The following is a 17,043-nucleotide window of genomic DNA, read 5'->3' as shown; positions in this document are numbered from 1 at the left end:
TAAACCATCCCATCGAGGGAGCCGGGTCAGACACGGCGTCAATTGCAAGGGTTACGGCGGACTTTCACCGGACCGCGCGGACGGGTCAGAGGAACTTCGCCTTGCCGGGACCCTCCTCGACGAAGCTCCGCATCCCGCGTTCGCGATCCTCGGTCGCGAACAGGCCCGCGAACCAGTTCCGCTCGACGGCGAGGCCCGTCTCGATGTCGGTCTCCAGGCCCGTGTCGACGGACTCCTTGGCCGCGCGCAGCGCGAGCGCCGGACCCTGGGCCAGCCTCGCCGCCCAGGCGTGCGCCTCGGCGTAGACCTGGTCGGCCGCCACCACACGGTCCACCAGGCCCAGTTCGCGGGCCTCGTCGGCCTTGACCATCCGGCCCGTGAAGATGAGGTCCTTGGCCTTCGACGGGCCGACCAGGCGGGCCAGCCGCTGGGTACCGCCCGCGCCCGGGATGAGGCCGAGCAGGATCTCGGGCTGGCCCAGCTTGGCGTTGTCCGCGGCGATGCGGAAGTCGGCGCACAGCGCCAGCTCGCAGCCGCCGCCGAGCGCGTAGCCGGTCACCGCGGCCACCACAGGCTTGGGGATGCGGGCCACCGCGGTGAAGGACTCCTGCAGGGCGCGGGCGCGCAGGACCATCGCCGTGTGGTCCATGGCCTGCATCTCCTTGATGTCCGCGCCGGCCGCGAACACCTTCTCCCCGCCGTAGATCACCACGGCCCGCACGTCGTCCCGGCGGCCCGCCTCCTCGGCGAGCTCCTTGAGCCGGTCCTGGGTGGCGACGTCCAGCGCGTTCATCGGCGGCCGGTCGAGACGGAGGGTACCGACACCTTCGGCGACTTCGAGATTCACGGTCATGCGAGCAGGTTAACGGGGGCTAACCCACGGCGGAGGGGTGCGGTCGGTCACATCCCGCACCGGGAACGCGAACGGCCCCGGTGCGGGAGCCGCACCGGGGCCGTCAGCAGGCGGGAGCTACGCCTTCCACTTCTCCCAGGACATGTTCCAGCCGTTCAGGCCGTTGTCCGGGGCCACCGTGGCGTCGGCGGAGTTCTTCACGACGACGACGTCGCCGATCATCGAGCGGTCGTAGAACCAGGCGGCCGGGGCGTTCTTGTCCCAGGCGCCCTTGACGTCGCGCAGGCCGACGCAGCCGTGGCTGGCGTTGCTGTTGCCGAAGGCGCCGCTCGCCCAGTAGTTGCCGTGGATGAAGGTGCCCGAGTCGGTCAGGCGGATGGCGTGCGGCACGTCCTTGATGTCGTACTCGCCCTCGTAGCCGACCGTGTCGCCGTTCATCCGGGTCTGGACGAACTTCTCCGTCATGACCATCTGGCCGTTCCAGGTCTCGTAGCCGGGCGCGCCCGTCGTGACCGGGATGGTTTTGATGGTCTTGCCGTCGCGGGTGACCTTCATCTTCTTGGTCTTCACGTCGACGTAGGACACCTGGCTGCGGCCGATGGTGAAGGTGATCTTCTTGTCCTGCTTGCCGTAGACGCCGTCGCGGCCCTCGACGCCGTCGAGGTCGAGGTCGACGGTGACCTTGGTGCCGGCCTTCCAGTACTTCTCGGGCCGGAAGTCCAGGCGGTCGTTGCCGAACCAGTGACCGGCGACCTCGACGGCCGGCTCGGTCTTGATGGTGATGGCCTTCTCGACATCCTCCGGGTTGGTGATGCCCCGGTCGAAGCGGAGGGAGAACGGCATGCCGACCCCGACCTTGGAGCCGTCCTCGGGGGTGAACCTGCCGAGGAACGTGGCCTTCGGGGTGAGCGTCGTGAAGTCGGAGTCCTGCGTGGTCTCGACACCCTCGGTGTCCTTGGCGACCGCGTGCACCGTGTACGTGGTGGAGGCGGCGAGATGGCGGGACGGCGTCCAGCTGGCGCCGTCGCCGGATATCTTGCCGTCGACCGCGTTCCCCTTCGCGTCCTCGACCTCGACGGCGGTCAGCCGGCCCTTGGCCGCGGTGACCTTCAGCGCGCCGCTGGTGTCGACGGACTTCGCCCCGTCCTTCGGGGCTATCGTCACCTCCGCGCGGGACGTGCGGGCCTCGGCCTGCGAGGAGTCCCCGCCCTTGGCCGCGTCCGCGCCCTCGTCCGATCCGCCGCCGCCACCGCACGCGGTGACGGCCAGCAGCAGCACTCCGGCCAGTGCCGCCATGCCCTTGCGTCCGCGCCGTGCGCGTGCGTCAACCGACGCCCCCGATATCGGCCGCACGTTCAATTCCGTGTCCCTCCCCCGGGCCTCAGCGGGCCCACTCCCCCGCGCGTCCACCGCGCTCATCGGCGCATATTAACCACAAGGTCAGGTCGTAGACGTCGGTGCGTCTGTCACCGTTTCGTTCCAACATCACCGGGCGGGCGGGACGGCCCCCCGCCGCCCCACCCGGCGGCGTCCGCCGCCTACTTGACGGCGCTCCCCGCCTTCCATTGCCTCCAGCCCATGTTCCATCCCCCGAGGCCGTTGTCCGGGGCGACCTGCTTGTCGTTGCTGTGCACGACCTCGACGACGTCCCCGATGAGGCTGCGGTCGAAGAACCAGCCCGCGGGGGTGTCGGAGCCGCCGCCCTTGACGTCCCGCAGGCCCACGCACCCGTGGCTGACGTTGCTGTTCCCGAAGACGGAGGCGTCCGCCCAGTAGTTGCCGTGCAGGAACGTGCCCGAGCGGGTCAGCCGCATGGCGTGCGGGACGTCGGGGATGTCGTACTCGCCCTTGCCGTCGGCCTTCTTGAAGCCGACGGTGGCGCCGTTCATCCGGGTCAGTTCGAGCATCTCGGTGACCACCATCCTGCCGTTGTAGGTGGTCGTCGCGGGGGCGCCCGCGGTGACCGGCACGGTGGTCAGCAGGGCACCGTCGCGCCGCACCTCCATGGTGTGCCGGGCCGCGTCGACGACGGAGACCTGGTGGCGGCCGACGGTGAAGGAGAACGTCTTGCGCTGCAGGCCGTACACGTCCGGTGCACCCTCGACGTCCCGCAGGTCCAGCGCGACGGTGACCCGGGTGCCGGGCTTCCAGTAGTGCTCGGGGCGGAAGTCGAGGCGGTTCGCGCCGAACCAGTGCGGGCGGATCTCGACGGCCGGTTCGGCGGTGACGCGGACGGCGCGCTCCACGGCGGCCCGGTGGGCGATCGCGCGGTTGAACTCCAGGGAGACGATCATCCCGGTGCCGACGGTCGCGCGGTCCTCGGGGGTGACGTAGCCGATGAACCGCTTCTCGGGGACGTAGGTGGTGAAGGTCGTGTGCCGTGCGCTGCGGCGTCCGTGGCCGTCGAGGGCCACCGCGTCGACCCTGTACCGGGCGGCCAGCGCGAGCCGGGGCTCGTCCGGCTCCCAGCGCAGGCCGTCCTTGGAGATGTGCCCGGGAACCGGTGTCTCCTCGGCGTCCTGCGACTTCACCACCCGCACCGACTCCAGGCGCCCGCTGCGCACCCGGACCAGCAGCCGGTCGCCGGGGGACGCGCCCTTGGTGCCGTCGCCGGGCGTCACCCGGATGACGTCCTCGGGGGCCGGTGCCTTGTTCAGCATCTGGCCGAGCCCGGCCGCGTCACCGTCCTCCGTGCAGCCGGCCACTCCGGCCAGCGCTCCCGCCCATGTCAGTACGGCGGCCACCACGGCCACCGCGCGCCGCGCGCGCCCTTGTACGTGCCTCACGAAGACCCCAACGACGGGGGCGGCCCCGGGGAAACGTGAGTGCGAGCTACGCGGTGGGCAGAACAGTGGGGAGACGACGCGACGGGGAGCCGCGGTACGGGACGGCCGCGGCCCCCTGCCCTGCGCGTGTGGTCCCTGAGCCGTGGGAGGCCGTCAGGTGTCGAGCGCAGCCGAGCAGGAGGCGGTGGCCGGGGCGGTCGCCGCTGAGGAGGAGCGCCCGGCCACCGCGGTGAACGGGGCACGCGGCAGGGCCCCGGGGGTGCCCGTGTGGCCGGGGACGCCGGTGCCGCTCGGCGCCCGCTTCCGGGTGGGCCCGGACGGGGTGGCGGGCACCAACTTCGCGCTGTGGGCGGGCGGGGCGGAGGCCGTGGAGCTGTGCCTGTTCGACGAGCGGGGCAAGGAGACCCGCGGCCGGCTGACCGAGCTGACGCACGAGATCTGGCACGGCTTCGTGCCGGGGGTGATGCCGGGGCAGCGCTACGGCTACCGGGTGCACGGCCGCTGGGACCCGTGGACCGGCGCCCGCTGGAACCCGGCGAAGCTGCTGCTCGACCCGTACGCGCGCGCGGTGGACGGCGACTTCGGCCTGCCACCCGAGGTGTACGGCCATGTCCGGGACTGGCCGCAGCAGCATGTCGCGGACACCGTGCGCGACGAGCGGGACTCGGCGCCGTACGTCCCCAAGGGCGTGGTCGTGCACGACGACGCCCCGGACGACGAGTGGCAGGACGACCGCCGCCCGAAGACGCCCTGGGCCGACTCGGTGATCTACGAGTTGCATGTGCGCGGCTTCACCCGGCTGCACCCCGGCATCCCGGAGGAACTGCGCGGCACCTACGCCGGGCTGGCGCATCCGGCGGCGATCGAGCACCTGGTGCGGCTGGGGGTGACGGCGGTGGAGCTGCTGCCGGTGCACCAGTTCGCGCACGAGGACCATCTGCTGCGGCGCGGTCTGCGCAACTACTGGGGCTACAACTCCATCGGCTACTTCGCCCCGCACGCCGCCTACGCCGCCTCGGGGACGACCGGTCAGCAGGTCGGCGAGTTCAAGCGGATGGTGCGCGCCCTGCACGCGGCGGGGATCGAGGTCATCCTCGACGTCGTCTACAACCACACGGCGGAGGCGGGCGAGCTGGGCCCGACGCTGTCGCTGAAGGGCGTCGACAACCGCGGCTACTACCGGTTGCAGGCGGACGCCCGCCGCTACGCCGACTACACGGGCTGCGGGAACACCCTGCACGTCGTCCAGCCGCACGTGCTGCGGCTCATCACCGACTCGCTGCGGTACTGGGTGACGGAGATGGGGGTGGACGGCTTCCGGTTCGACCTGGCCGCCGCGCTGGCCCGCTCGATGCACGACGTCGACATGCTGTCGCCGTTCCTCGCCGTGATCGCGCAGGACCCGGTGCTGCGGCGGGTGAAGCTGATCGCCGAGCCGTGGGACGTCGGCTCGGGCGGCTACCAGGTCGGTGCCTTCCCCCCGCTGTGGACGGAGTGGAACGACCGCTACCGCGACGCCGTGCGGGACTTCTGGCGCGGCGCGCTGCCGGACGTGCGGGACCTCGGGTACCGCCTGTCGGGGTCGAGCGACCTGTACGCGTGGGGCGGGCGCAGGCCGTACGCCTCGGTGAACTTCGTGACCGCGCACGACGGTTTCACGCTGCGGGACATGGTGTCCTACGAGCACAAGCACAACGAGGCGAACGGCGAGGGCAACCGGGACGGCTCGAACGACAACCGGTCCTGGAACTGCGGCGCCGAGGGCGAGACGGACGACCCCGACGTCCTGGCGCTGCGGCGGCGCCAGCTGCGGAACCTGCTGACCACGCTGCTGCTGTCGACGGGTGTGCCGATGCTGGTCGCGGGCGACGAGATGGGGCGCACCCAGCGCGGCAACAACAACGCCTACTGCCAGGACAACGAGATCAGCTGGCTGGACTGGGGGCTGCTCCAGGAGCCCGGCTGGAAGGCGCTGTCCGACCTGACGGCCCGGCTGATCGCGCTGCGGCACCGGCATCCGGTGCTGCGCCGCCGAGCGTTCTTCTCGGGCCGGCCGCACTCGGCGGACGGGCTGCGCGACCTGGCCTGGTTCACCGCGCGCGGCACGGAGATGACGGAGGCCGACTGGTACGCGCCGGCGGCCACGCTGGGCATGTATCTGTCCGGGCGGGACATCCCGGGCCGCGACGAGCGCGGTGCGCCGATCCTCGACGACAGCTTCCTCGTGGTCCTGCACGCCGGGCACCGGCCGGTGCGGTTCGTCCTGCCGGGGACGCCGTGGGCACGACGCTACGAGGTGGTCGTCGACACCTCGCGGGAGGAGCAGGACGGGGCGCCGGGCGTGGAGCATCCGGCGGGCACCGAGATCACCGTGCCGGAGCGGGCGGTGCTGCTGCTGCGGGTGGCCGGCTGATCAGCCGAGGATGCCCCGCTCGTAGGCGGTGGCGACGGCGGCCGCGCGGTCGTTGACGCCGAGCTTGGCGTACAGGTGGGTGAGGTGGGTCTTCACGGTCGCCTCGCTGATGAACAGCTCGCGGGCGATCTCCCGGTTGGAGGTGCCCCGGGCGACCAGCGCCAGGACCTCGCGCTCGCGCGCCGACAGCGGCTCGTTGCGCTCGTTCCCGGGGGCGCGCACGGCGGAGACCAGCCGGGAGGCGACGGCCGGGGAGAGGACCGTACGGCCCTCGGCGGCGGCCCGGACGGCGGTGAACAGCTCGTCGCGCGGGGCGTCCTTGAGCAGATAGCCGGTGGCGCCCGCCTCGATGGCGGGCAGCGTGTCGGTGTCGGTGTCGTAGGTGGTGAGCACGAGGACCCGGGCGCGGGCGCCGGTGCGGGTGAGGTGGGCGATGGCCGCGACCCCGCCGCCGCCCGGCATCCGCAGGTCCATCAGGACCACGTCCGGGTCGAGGGCGGCGGCGCGCTCCACGGCCTCCTCGCCGCTCGCCGCCTCGCCGAGCACGGTGAAGCCGGGCGCGGACTCGAACATGCCGCGCAGTCCGTCCCGGACGACGGGGTGGTCGTCGACGATCAGCAGGGTGATGGGGGACGCGTCAGGGCTCATGGCGCACCAACGGTACGCGAGCCGACAGGGCGGTGCCGCGCCCTGGTTCGGACTCCACGGCGAGGCAGCCGGCGATGCGCTCGGCGCGGGCCCGCATCCCGGGCAGGCCGAACCCGCCGCCCCGGCCGCGCTCGGGCAGGGTGTCCGGGTCGAAGCCGCGCCCGTCGTCGCGGATGTCGAGGATGACCTCGTCGCCGAGGAAGGTGAGGGTGACGCCCACCCGGGTCGCGGCCGCGTGCCGGGCGGTGTTGGACAGGGCCTCCTGGGCGATGCGGAGCAGGGTCGCGGACAGCTCGTCGTGGAGCTCTTCGGCGGTGCCGGTGACGGTGAAGTCGGCGCGGGTGCCGGTGCGTTCGGACCACTCGGCGACCGTGCCCTTCAGGGCCCGCGGCAGCCCGTCGTGCTCCAGGGCGACGGGGGCGAGGTTGTGCACCGAGCGGCGGGCCTCGCCGAGGCTGTGCCGGGCCAGCGCGGAGGCGCGGTCGAGGTGGGTGCGGACGGTGGCCAGGTCGGAAGCGCCCGCGACGACCTGGAGCTGGGCGATGATGCCGGTCAGGCCCTGCGCGAGGGTGTCGTGGATCTCGGCGGCGAGACGGCGGCGCTCGTCGGCGACGCCCGCCTCCCGTGCCTGGACGAGCAACTGGCTGTGCAGGGCCGCGTTCTCGTCGAGGGCCTGGTGCAACGCCGCGTTGGTGCGCTCCAGTTCGGCGATGGTCTCGGCGCGGGCGCGGGAGCGCTCCTCCTGCTGGGCGGTGACGCGGCCGACGACGACGAGGAGGGCGCCGTTGACCAGGACGAGCGCGGCGAACACCGCCCACTGCACGGGCTGGTGGAACGGCAGCCCGCCGGCCTGCGAGCCGGAGACGGTGACCGCGCAGGCGAACGGCCCCGCCCAGCGCAGCCGCCGCCCCCGTATCAGCTCCTCGGCGTCGAAGTAGCCGGCGGCCGCGTAGAACGCGAAGAACGGGTTGAGCCAGGTCAGCGCGAAGCCGAGGGCCCAGCGCAGCGCGTAGTACACGGCCCCGGCGGCGGACGGGGCGGGCCGGGTGCGGCTCGTGCGGCCCCACCACAGCTGCAGCCCGAGACCGGCGGCGACCAGCGCGCCGACGGCCGCCCGCTCCCCCGCGGCGGGCGTCAGTTCGGCGGTGGCCAGCGCCAGCAGCGTGGCGACGGCGAGCAGGACGTACGGCCCCTTGGCGCGGATCGTCCGCCAGTGTCGCTCGATGTCCCGGTCCGACGGGGTCATGGCACCAGTCTCCACGGCGGGCCGCCTACTCCCAGCGGAACCAGCGCGCGGCCGCCCCCGAGAGCAGCACCGCCCAGCCGGCCATCACGCCCAGGTGCGCCCAGCCGGGCCAGTCGCCGGCCGTGGCGTCGCCGAGGGCCTGGGCGGCGGCCCCGAACGGGGTGAGGACGACGATGTCCGCCATGAGGTCCGGCATGGACGGCACCGGCAGCCAGACGCCCGCGCAGAACAGCATGGGGAAGAACACCACCGTGCCGACCGCGCCCGCGATCTTCACGGTGCGGGACACCGCCGAGATCAGCGAGCCGAGCGCGAGGGCGGCGAGGACCGCGAGGAGCAGCGCCAGCAGGTAGCCGAACGGCTGCCGGGGCAGGTGCACGTCGCACAAGACCCGGCCGGCGGTGAGCGTCAGCAGGGCGGAGAGCACGGCGGCGACGGCGTGCACGAGCATCTGGGCGGACAGCAGCGCCGACGGGCGGACCGGCGTGGTGGCCATCCGCCGCAGGATGCCGTGCTCCCGGTAGCCGGTGAGGCCGGCCGGCATCGCCTGCACCCCGGCGACGATGAGGCCGACGAGCACGGTCACGGGGACGTAGGTGTCGACGACGCGCAGCCCGCCGAGCGCGTCCTGGGGTTCGCGGAAGGCGGGGACGGCGCCCAGGATCACCAGCAGCAGCGGAGGGAAGGCGAGGATCCAGAACAGGCTGCCGGGTTCCCGGGCGAGCAGCCGGGCCTCGGTGCGCAGGACGGCGGTGTTCATGAGGTGGTCTCCGTGAGGTCCAGGTAGGCGTCGTCGAGGGTGGCGTCGCCGACGCGCAGGTGGTGGGCGGTGACACGGTGCCGGGCGAGCAGGCTGATGACGGCGTTGACCGTCTCGTCCCCGCCGGCCAGGGTGATCCGGCCGTCCTTGTGGCTGACGGAGGCGAGTCCGGGCAGCGCGTTCAGCTCCCGTTCGTCCAGCGGGGCGGACGGTGTGAAGGTGATGACGGTGGCGCCGGCGGAGCGGCGGATGAGCCCGGCGGGCGTGTCGAGGGCCGCGATACGGCCCTGGTCGATCACGGCGACGCGGTCGCAGAGCCGCTGGGCCTCCTCCATGAAGTGGGTGACGAGGAGGACGGTCACCCCGCTGTCCCGGATCTCCTCGACGAGCCGCCAGGTGTCGCGGCGGGCCCGCGGGTCGAGGCCGGTGGTCAGTTCGTCGAGGACGACCACGCGCGGGTCGCCGACGAGGGCGAGCGCGATGAACAGGCGCTGCTTCTGCCCGCCGGAGAGCTTGCCGAACCGGGTGTCCAGCCGGGCGGTCAGGCCCAGGCGTTCGGCGAGCGGACGCCAGTCGGCGGGCGCCGGGTGCAGGGCCGCGTACAGGCGCAGGGCCTCGCCCACGGTGAGCTTCTCCTGCAGGCGGCCCTCCTGGAGCTGGGCGCCGAGGACGCGGGTGAGTCGGTCGTGGTCGGCGACGGGGTCGAGGCCGGCGACCCTCACCCGGCCGGCGTCGGGGACGCGCAGGCCCTCGACGCATTCGACGGTGGTGGTCTTCCCCGCCCCGTTCGGGCCGAGGATGCCGAAGATCTCCCCCTCCTCGACGGCGAAGGAGACGCCGTCGACGACGGGCCGGCCGCTGTAGGACTTGCGCAGATCGGTGACTTCGATGACGGGCATGCCCTCAGCCTCGCGGCGCGGGCCGGTCCGCGGCATCGGCCGTCACGCTCGGAAACGCATCCCCCGATCGGATGATGGGCGGGGTACGACCTCGCCGCCTCCGTGCGTACGGCCCTTCGAACACGCAGGTCGTAGGACCAGCGGCGGACCGGGGTCCGGCCAAAACTCGGTGGGAAGTGTCAGTGGCGAACCGTAGGCTCGCTGCTGATGGCCACTACACAGGAAACCCCGGGGAGCAGGACCGACCGATCCGCCGTGCGCACGCTGCTGCGCCTGTGGCCGTACGTGCGGCCGGTGCGGGCGCGGTGGTTCACCGCCGCCGCCGTGGCCGTCGTCGCCTCCTGTCTCGCGCTGGTCATCCCGCTGGTCCTGAAGTGGATGGTGGACGGCCCGATCACCGACCGCGACCCGGCGGGCGTGTGGCTCGGCGCGCTGTTCCTGTTCCTCCTCGGCATAGGGGAGGCCCTGCTGTTCGGGCTGCGGCGCTGGCTGGTGGCGCGTCCGCTGGCCGGGGTCGAGGCGTCGATGCGGGCGGAGCTGTACCGGCATCTGCAGCGTCTGCCGGTGGCGTTCCACGACCGGTGGGCTTCGGGGCAGTTGCTGTCGCGCGGCACCACCGACCTGATGCTGGTGCGGATGTTCCTGGCGTTCCCGCTGACGTTCCTGCTGGTCAACAGCGTGACGATCCTGGTGGGCGTCGTCATCATGCTGGTCCAGGACGTCGCGCTCGGACTGGTCATCCTGGTGCCGGCGGTGCCCGTGATGGTCATGTGCGTCGTCTTCGAGAAGCGGTACGCGCTGGTGGCGCGGCGCGCGCAGGACCAGGTCGGCGATCTGACGACGCTCGTCGAGGAGAGCGTGCTCGGCATCCGGATCATCAAGGGGTTCGGGCGGCACCGCAGCCAGGCCCGGGCGTTCCGGGAGATGGCGCGGACGCTGCGCGGCACCGAACTGCACAAGGCCCGGCTGCTCGCCACGATCTGGGCCGTCATCATCACGCTCCCCGAACTGGCGATCGGCGCGGCCCTGGTGCTGGGCACGGTGCGGGTCGCCGACGGCGACCTGTCGGCGGGCACGCTGGTGGCGTTCCTGTCGACGGCGCTGGCGCTGCGCTGGCCCGTGGACTCGATCGGCTTCCTGCTGGCGATGAGCCAGGAGGCGGCGACGGCGACCGAGCGGTACTTCGAGGTCATGGACGCGGTCCCCGAGGACCGCGAGGTGGCGAAGGCACAGGAGGGCGAGGCCGGCCGGGGGCTGCGCTTCGAGGGCGTGCGGTTCCGCTACCCGGACGCCCCCGAGGGCTCCCCGCCCGTCCTGGACGGCGTCGACCTGCACATCCGGCCCGGCGAGTCCATGGCGCTCGTCGGCGCGACCGGCAGCGGCAAGACGACGCTGACGGCGCTGGTGCCGCGGCTGTACGAGCCGACGTCCGGCCGCATCACCCTGGACGGCCGGGACATCACCGCGATGCCGCGCGAGGAGCTGCGCGCCCTGGTGGCCGTCGCCTTCGAGGAGCCCACCCTGTTCTCGGCGAGCGTCGCGGACAACGTTCTCATGGGGACCGCCGCGGAGGCCGGTGAGCCCCAGCTGGAGCGGGCCCTCTCGGTCGCGCAGGCGGGCTTCGCGCACGACCTGCCGCAGGGCACTGCGACCCAGGTCGGCGAGCAGGGGCTGAGCCTGTCCGGCGGCCAGCGCCAGCGTCTCGCGCTCGCCCGGGCCGTGGTGGGCCGCCCCCGCTTCCTCGTGCTGGACGATCCGCTGTCCGCCCTGGACGTGCACACCGAGGCGCTGGTCGAGGCCGCCCTGCGGGACGTCCTCGCGGAGACCACCGCCCTGATCGTGGCGCACCGCCCGTCGACGGTGCTGCTCGCGGACCGCGTCGCCCTCCTCTCCGGGGGCCGAGTCGCCGCGGTCGGGACCCATCACGAACTGCTGCGGGACAACGCCGAGTACGCGCATCTCATGGCCGGAACCGAGGAGGCAGCCCGATGACGGCGACGACCGCCACCCCGCCGGGCACGGACCGGCCGGGCGAGCGCACCGGGGCGCCGGACGACCCGTTCGACCACGACGCGCTGCCGTCGCCGCCGGGGGCCACGGCCGCGCTGCTGCGGTCCCTGCTGGCCCCCATGAAGGCCCGGGTCGTGGTGACCACGCTGTTGCTGCTGCTCCAGCAGGCGGCCGTGCAGGCGGGGCCGCTGCTGGTGGCGTACGCCATCGACTCGGCGGTGCCGGCGTTCCGGCGCGACGACCTGGGGCCGCTGATCGCGGTCGCGGCCGGCTATCTGCTGTGCGCGGCGGCCTCCGGCGGCCTGCAGTACGCGTTCTTCCGCACGTCCGCCCAGGTGAACCAGGACGTGCTGCTCGATCTGCGGGGCCGTATCTTCCGCCACGCGCAGGCGCTGAGCGTCGACTTCCACGAGCGCTACACCTCGGGCCGGCTGATCTCCCGCTCCACCACGGACGTCGAGTCGCTGCGCGAACTGCTCGACGAGGGCCTCCAGGAGCTCGTCACCGTCATCCTGTCGTTCGTCTACATCTCGGCGATGCTGCTGTGGCTGGACCTCGGGCTGGGCGCGGTGGCCGTGGCCTCCCTCGTGCCGCTGTACCTGCTCGTGCGCTCCTACCGGCGGCGGGCCGCGCGCGTGTACACACAGCGGTCCACGGCGATCGCGGCGGTCATCGTGAAGTTCGTGGAGACGATGAACGGCATCCGCCCGGTGCGCGCGTTCCGCCGCGAATCGGCCAACGACGCCGATTTCCGGGTCCTCAACCACCGGCACGAGCGCACCAACGGCGACGCCCTGCTGGAGATGGCCCGGTACGTCGTCGGGTCCCGGCTGGTCGCGAACACCGCGGTCGCGGGCATGGTGCTGTGGGGCGCCTACCGGGTCGCGGGCGGCACGCTGGCCCTCGGGGTGCTGGCGGCGGCCGTGCTGTACCTGCGGCGGCTGTACGACCCGATCGACCGTCTCGGCATGTTCCTCAACTCGTACCAGTCGGCGGCGGCCTCCCTGGAGAAGATCGCCGGTCTGCTGGCCCAGACGCCGTCCGTGCCGGAGCCGGCCACGCCGAGGGAGCTCCCGGCCCTGGCGGGCGAGCACCCCGGGCGCGAGGTCGTCTTCGACGGCGTCCGGTTCGCCTACCGCACCGGCGGCGAGGTCCTGCCCCGCTTCGACCTCACCCTCCCGGCCGGGCAGACCGTGGCGGTCGTCGGCTCCACGGGGGCGGGCAAGTCGACGCTGGCCATGCTGCTCGCCCGGTTCTACGACCCGTCCGAGGGGCGGGTCCTGCTGGACGGCGTGGACCTGCGCGACCTGGCGGCGCCCGAGCTGCGGCGCGGGGTGGTGATGGTGACGCAGGAGGCGTTCCTGTTCTCCGGCACGGTCGCCGAGAACATCGCGATCGGGCGGCCGGAGGCGAGTCGCGAGGAGATCGAGCGGGCGGCGAAGGCCATCGGGGCGCACGACTTCATCGCCGCGCTGCCCGACGGCTACGACACCGACGTACGCAAGCGGGGCGGCCGTATCTCGGCGGGCCAGCGGCAACTCGTCGCGTTCGCGCGCGCGTTGCTCGCCGATCCGGCGGTGCTGATCCTCGACGAGGCGACCAGCTCGCTGGACATCCCCGGTGAGCGGGCCGTGCAGCGCGCGATGGCGACGGTCCTGCGGGGCCGCACGGCGGTCGTCATCGCGCACCGGCTGTCCACGGTGGAGATCGCCGACCGGGTGCTGGTGATGGAGCACGGCAGGATCGTCGAGGACGGTGCGCCGGCCGGCCTCGTGGCGGGCACGGGCCGCTTCGCGGACCTGCACCGGGCGTGGCGGGACAGCCTGGCGTGAGGCGCCGGGCGGCGCGAGGACGACGGACGGGATGCGGGGGACGATGATCGACGCGTACGGGGACCCGGGCGAGCCCGACCGCCGGGGCGGCCTGCGTTATCTGGGGTGGCTGGTCGGGCGGCAGATGGCGCGGTCCGCCGTCGGGGCGCTGATCTCCAGCGTGTGGATGGTGCTGCTGGCCGCCACCCCCTACCTGCTGTCGCGTGCCGTGGACGACGGGCTGGCGGACGGTGACCGGCGCGCGCTGTGGGGCTGGACGGCCGCGCTGTTCGTGGTGGGCGTGTTCAACGCCTGGCTGAGCATCATGCGGCACCGCACGATGACCCGGGTGCGGATGGACGCCAACTTCCGCACGGTCAAGGTGCTGGTCGACCACGCGGTGCGCCTGGGTGCCGCCCTGCCGCGCCGGATCGGCGCCGGGGAGGTCGTCACCATCGGGGTGGGCGACGTGCAGACCATCAGCGGGTCCCTGACCGTCGTCGGGCCCGGGGTGGGCGCGGTCATCGCATATCTGGTGGTGGCCGCGCTGCTGGTGTCCGTGTCGGTGCCGATCGCGGTCGTGGTGCTGCTCGGGATGCCCCTGATCGGGGTGCTGGTCGGGCCGCTGCTCGGGCGGCTGCAGGGCACGGAGACGGAGTACCGGGAGCTCCAGGGAGTGCTGACCGCGCGGATCACCGACCTGGCGGGCGGGCTGCGCGTCCTCAACGGCCTCGGCGGCAAGGGCCTGGTCGCGGACGCCTTCCGGCGCGACTCGCAGCGGCTGCGGGCGCAGGGCTACCGGGTGGGCGCGGTGACCAGCTGGGTGCAGGCGCTCGGCGTGGGGCTGCCGACGCTGTTCCTGGCCGTGGTGACCTGGCTGGCGGCCCGGCTCGCCGCCCAGGGCGCGATCACGATCGGCGAACTGGTGTCGGTGTACGGCTATGTCGCGGTGCTGGTGGCGCCGGTGGCGTTCTTCATCGAGTGCGGCTACCAGGTCAGCCGGGGCGTGGTGGCGGCCCGGCGGGTCGTGCGGTTCCTGCGCCTGGAACCGATGGAGGACACCGGCACCCGGGACGCGCCCGCCGAGCCGGCGCCGCTGTACGACCCCGAGTCCGGCGTACGGGTCCTGCCGGGCCGGCTGACGGCGCTGGCCGGGGCGCGGCCCGCCGACGCGGCGGCCGTCGTCGACCGGCTCGGCCGGTACACGCCGTCGGAGGCGACCTGGGGCGGCGTGCCGCTGGCCGAGATCCCGGCGGCGCTGGTGCGGGAGCGGATTCTGGTGGCCGACCACGAGGCGGACCTGTTCGCGGGCCCGCTGCGCGAGCTGCTGTCCGGGCACACCGACCGGGACGAGGCGGCGATCGCCCGGGCCGTACGCACGGCGGTCGCCGAGGACGTCGTCCGGGGTCTGCCGGACGGCCTGGACTCCCCGGTCGACGCGCAGGGCCGCAACCTGTCCGGCGGGCAGCGACAGCGGGTGCGTCTGGTGCGCGCGCTGCTGGCCGAGCCGGAGGTGCTGCTGGCCGTCGAGCCGACGTCGGCGCTGGACGCGCACACGGAGGCGCGGGTCGCCGAGCGGCTGCGGGCCGACCGTGCCGGCCGCACCACCGTCGTCACGACGACGTCCCCGCTCGTCCTGGACCGCGCGGACGTCGTGCACTACCTGGTCGACGGCAAGGTGGCGGCCACCGGGACCCACCGCGGGCTGCTGGACCACGAGACCGGTTACCGGTCCCTGGTGGCCAGGGACGAGGACGCAGAGGACGCCGAGGAGGCCGTGCGGTGACGGACGGACAACGCGCCCAGGAGCCCCCGCGCGGGGCTCTTCCGGTGGCCGGGCCCCGGGACGTCCGCCGGGCCACCGCCCGCCTGGTCCGCTCCGACGCCCGGGCCTTCACCGCGGTGCTCGCCCTGAACGCGGCCGCGGCGCTCGCCGGTCTGGCCGCGCCCTGGCTGCTGGGCCGCATCGTCGACGAGGTCCGGGCGGGCTCCGGAGTGTCGGCCGTGGACCGGATGGCGCCGGCCATCCTGGTGGCGGCGCTGACGCAGCTGCTCCTGGCCCGCTGGGCCCGCTACGTCGGCCACCGCTTCGGCGAACGCGCCCTCGCCCGGGTCCGCGAGGAGTACGTCCGCCGTACGCTCGCGCTGCCCGCGTCGGTCGTGGAGCGGGCCGGCACCGGCGACCTGACGGCGCGCGGCACCACGGACGTGACCGCCGTCGGCACCACCCTGCGGGACGCCGGGCCCGAACTGCTCATCAACGGCGTGCAGGTGCTGTTCCTGCTGGTCGCGGTGTTCGTGCTGGACCCCCTGCTCGGCGCCTGCGGGCTGCTCGCCCTGGTCGTGCTGTGGCCGGTGCTGCGCTGGTACCTGCGCCGGGCCCGGGCCGGCTATCTCGCGGAGGGCGCGGCCAACTCGGACGTCGCCGAGATCCTCGCGGCCACGGCGTCCGGCGCCCGTACCGTCGAGGCGCTGCGGCTGGAGCGCCGGCGGGTGGCGGCGAGCCGGGAGACGCTGGACGTCTCGCGCCGCGCCCGGCTGTACACCCTGTTCCTGCGCACGGTGTTCTTCCCCTCGGTCGAGATCGCCTATCTGGTGCCGCTGGTGACGGTCCTGCTGGCCGGCGGGGCGCTGCACGCGCGCGGGGCGATCAGCCTGGGCACGGTGGTCGCGGCGGCGCTGTACCTCCAGCAGATGGTCAATCCGCTGGACGAGATCCTGATGCGGGTGGAGCAACTGCAGAGCAGCGGTGCCTCGTTCGCCCGCGTGGAAGGGCTGGCCCGCGCCCCGCAGGCGGCGGACGCGGCCGGTCCCTCCCCCGAGGGCGACCGGATCGACGTGACGGGCGTGCGCTACGCCTACGACCGGGGCGACGAGGTCCTCGGCGGGGTCGATCTGGCGGTGCGGCCCGGTGAACGGCTGGCGATCGTCGGCCCGTCGGGCGCCGGGAAGTCGACGCTGAGCCGGCTGCTGGCGGGCGTGGACGCGCCGACCGCCGGCGCGGTGACGGTCGGCGGGGTGCCGGTGTCCGAGCTCGGCCCGGAGCAGCTGCGCCGGCAGGTCGTCCTGGTCACCCAGGAGCACCACGTCTTCCTCGGCACGGTCCGGGACAACCTCCGGATCGCCGAGCCGTCCGCGCCGGACGACGCGCTGTGGGCGGCGCTGACCGCGGTCGGCGCCGACACCTGGGTGCGGGAGCTGCCGGCGGGGCTGGACACCCCGCTCGGCGACGGGGGCAGCCCCACGGACGGCTCGCAGGCCCAGCAGCTCGCCCTGGCGCGGGTGGTGCTGGCCGACCCGCACACCCTGATCCTCGACGAGGCGACGGCCCTCCTCGACCCGGCGACCGCCCGGCACACCGAGCGGGCGCTGGCCGCCGTGCTGCGGGGCCGTACGGTCATCGCCGTCGCCCACCGGCTGCACACCGCGCACGACGCCGACCGGGTGGCCGTGATGGAGGGCGGCCTGCTCACCGAGCTGGGCACGCACGAGGAGCTGGTCGCGGCCGGCGGGGCGTACGCGGCGCTGTGGCGGTCCTGGCACGGGGAGCGGCCTGCCTGACGCCGGGCTCCCCTCACGGCGCCTCGGCCCCCGGGTACGTGAATCCGAGGGCACAT

At 73.7% G+C, this 17,043-nt stretch carries 12 protein-coding genes; 5 read left to right on the top strand and 7 right to left on the bottom strand.

Going from position 1 to position 17,043, the window contains the following annotated elements; translation table 11 throughout:
• Nucleotides 1-85: 85 nt before the first annotated feature.
• From ADL34_RS12295 to ADL34_RS12285, 3 genes are all read right to left on the bottom strand, one after another.
• Nucleotides 86-853: an enoyl-CoA hydratase/isomerase family protein gene (locus tag ADL34_RS12295; protein WP_062666483.1), complete on the bottom strand. Its 768-nt coding sequence runs from the start codon at nt 851-853 to the stop codon at nt 86-88.
• Nucleotides 854-970: 117 nt separating this feature from the next.
• The gene (locus tag ADL34_RS12290; protein ID WP_179199211.1) at nt 971-2,212 is read right to left on the bottom strand and encodes a L,D-transpeptidase; all 1,242 of its coding nucleotides are present in this window, start codon (nt 2,210-2,212) and stop codon (nt 971-973) included.
• Between the two features lie 179 nt (nt 2,213-2,391).
• Nucleotides 2,392-3,639: a L,D-transpeptidase gene (locus tag ADL34_RS12285; protein ID WP_062666479.1), complete on the bottom strand. Its 1,248-nt coding sequence runs from the start codon at nt 3,637-3,639 to the stop codon at nt 2,392-2,394.
• A gap of 157 nt (nt 3,640-3,796) precedes the next feature.
• On the opposite strand from ADL34_RS12285, the gene glgX reads away from it, so the two are divergent.
• Entirely contained in the window at nt 3,797-6,052 is a 2,256-nt protein-coding gene (gene glgX, locus ADL34_RS12280; protein WP_062666477.1) for a glycogen debranching protein GlgX, read from the top strand.
• On the opposite strand, the gene ADL34_RS12275 is transcribed toward glgX, so the two are convergent.
• The 4 genes from ADL34_RS12275 to ADL34_RS12260 are packed head-to-tail and all read right to left on the bottom strand — an operon-like array spanning nt 6,053 to nt 9,605.
• Complete coding sequence (locus tag ADL34_RS12275; protein WP_062666475.1) at nt 6,053-6,700, bottom strand: response regulator; 648 nt, start codon at nt 6,698-6,700, stop codon at nt 6,053-6,055.
• Entirely contained in the window at nt 6,690-7,946 is a 1,257-nt protein-coding gene (locus ADL34_RS12270) for a sensor histidine kinase (protein WP_062666473.1), read from the bottom strand. Before ADL34_RS12270 ends, ADL34_RS12275 begins: the two co-directional genes overlap by 11 nt.
• 25 nt (nt 7,947-7,971) lie before the next feature.
• Nucleotides 7,972-8,706 (bottom strand): ABC transporter permease, encoded by a 735-nt coding sequence (locus ADL34_RS12265; RefSeq protein ID WP_062666471.1) that lies wholly within the window; start codon nt 8,704-8,706, stop codon nt 7,972-7,974.
• On the bottom strand, nt 8,703-9,605 hold the full coding sequence (locus ADL34_RS12260) for an ABC transporter ATP-binding protein (RefSeq protein WP_062666806.1): 903 nt from the start codon (nt 9,603-9,605) through the stop codon (nt 8,703-8,705). Before ADL34_RS12260 ends, ADL34_RS12265 begins: the two co-directional genes overlap by 4 nt.
• A 207-nt stretch (nt 9,606-9,812) precedes the next feature.
• On the opposite strand from ADL34_RS12260, the gene ADL34_RS12255 reads away from it, so the two are divergent.
• From ADL34_RS12255 to ADL34_RS12240, 4 genes are read left to right on the top strand one after another with little or no spacing between them, the layout of a single operon-like run.
• A complete protein-coding gene (locus tag ADL34_RS12255) occupies nt 9,813-11,597 on the top strand; it encodes an ABC transporter ATP-binding protein (protein WP_062666469.1) in 1,785 nt (594 codons plus the stop codon).
• On the top strand, nt 11,594-13,447 hold the full coding sequence (locus tag ADL34_RS12250; protein ID WP_062666467.1) for an ABC transporter ATP-binding protein: 1,854 nt from the start codon (nt 11,594-11,596) through the stop codon (nt 13,445-13,447). The genes ADL34_RS12255 and ADL34_RS12250 overlap by 4 nt, the downstream gene beginning before the upstream one ends.
• 43 nt (nt 13,448-13,490) lie before the next feature.
• A complete protein-coding gene (locus tag ADL34_RS12245; RefSeq protein WP_062666804.1) occupies nt 13,491-15,212 on the top strand; it encodes an ABC transporter ATP-binding protein in 1,722 nt (573 codons plus the stop codon).
• Nucleotides 15,209-16,987, top strand: a complete 1,779-nt coding sequence (locus tag ADL34_RS12240; protein ID WP_062666466.1) for an ABC transporter ATP-binding protein — start codon at nt 15,209-15,211, stop codon at nt 16,985-16,987. The genes ADL34_RS12245 and ADL34_RS12240 overlap by 4 nt, the downstream gene beginning before the upstream one ends.
• Nucleotides 16,988-17,043: the final 56 nt, after the last annotated feature.

It is taken from the genome of Streptomyces sp. NRRL WC-3605 (assembly GCF_001509795.1).
Lineage (GTDB): Bacteria > Actinomycetota > Actinomycetes > Streptomycetales > Streptomycetaceae > Streptomyces > Streptomyces viridochromogenes.
This window is presented reverse-complemented; position numbering and strand designations above follow the sequence as displayed.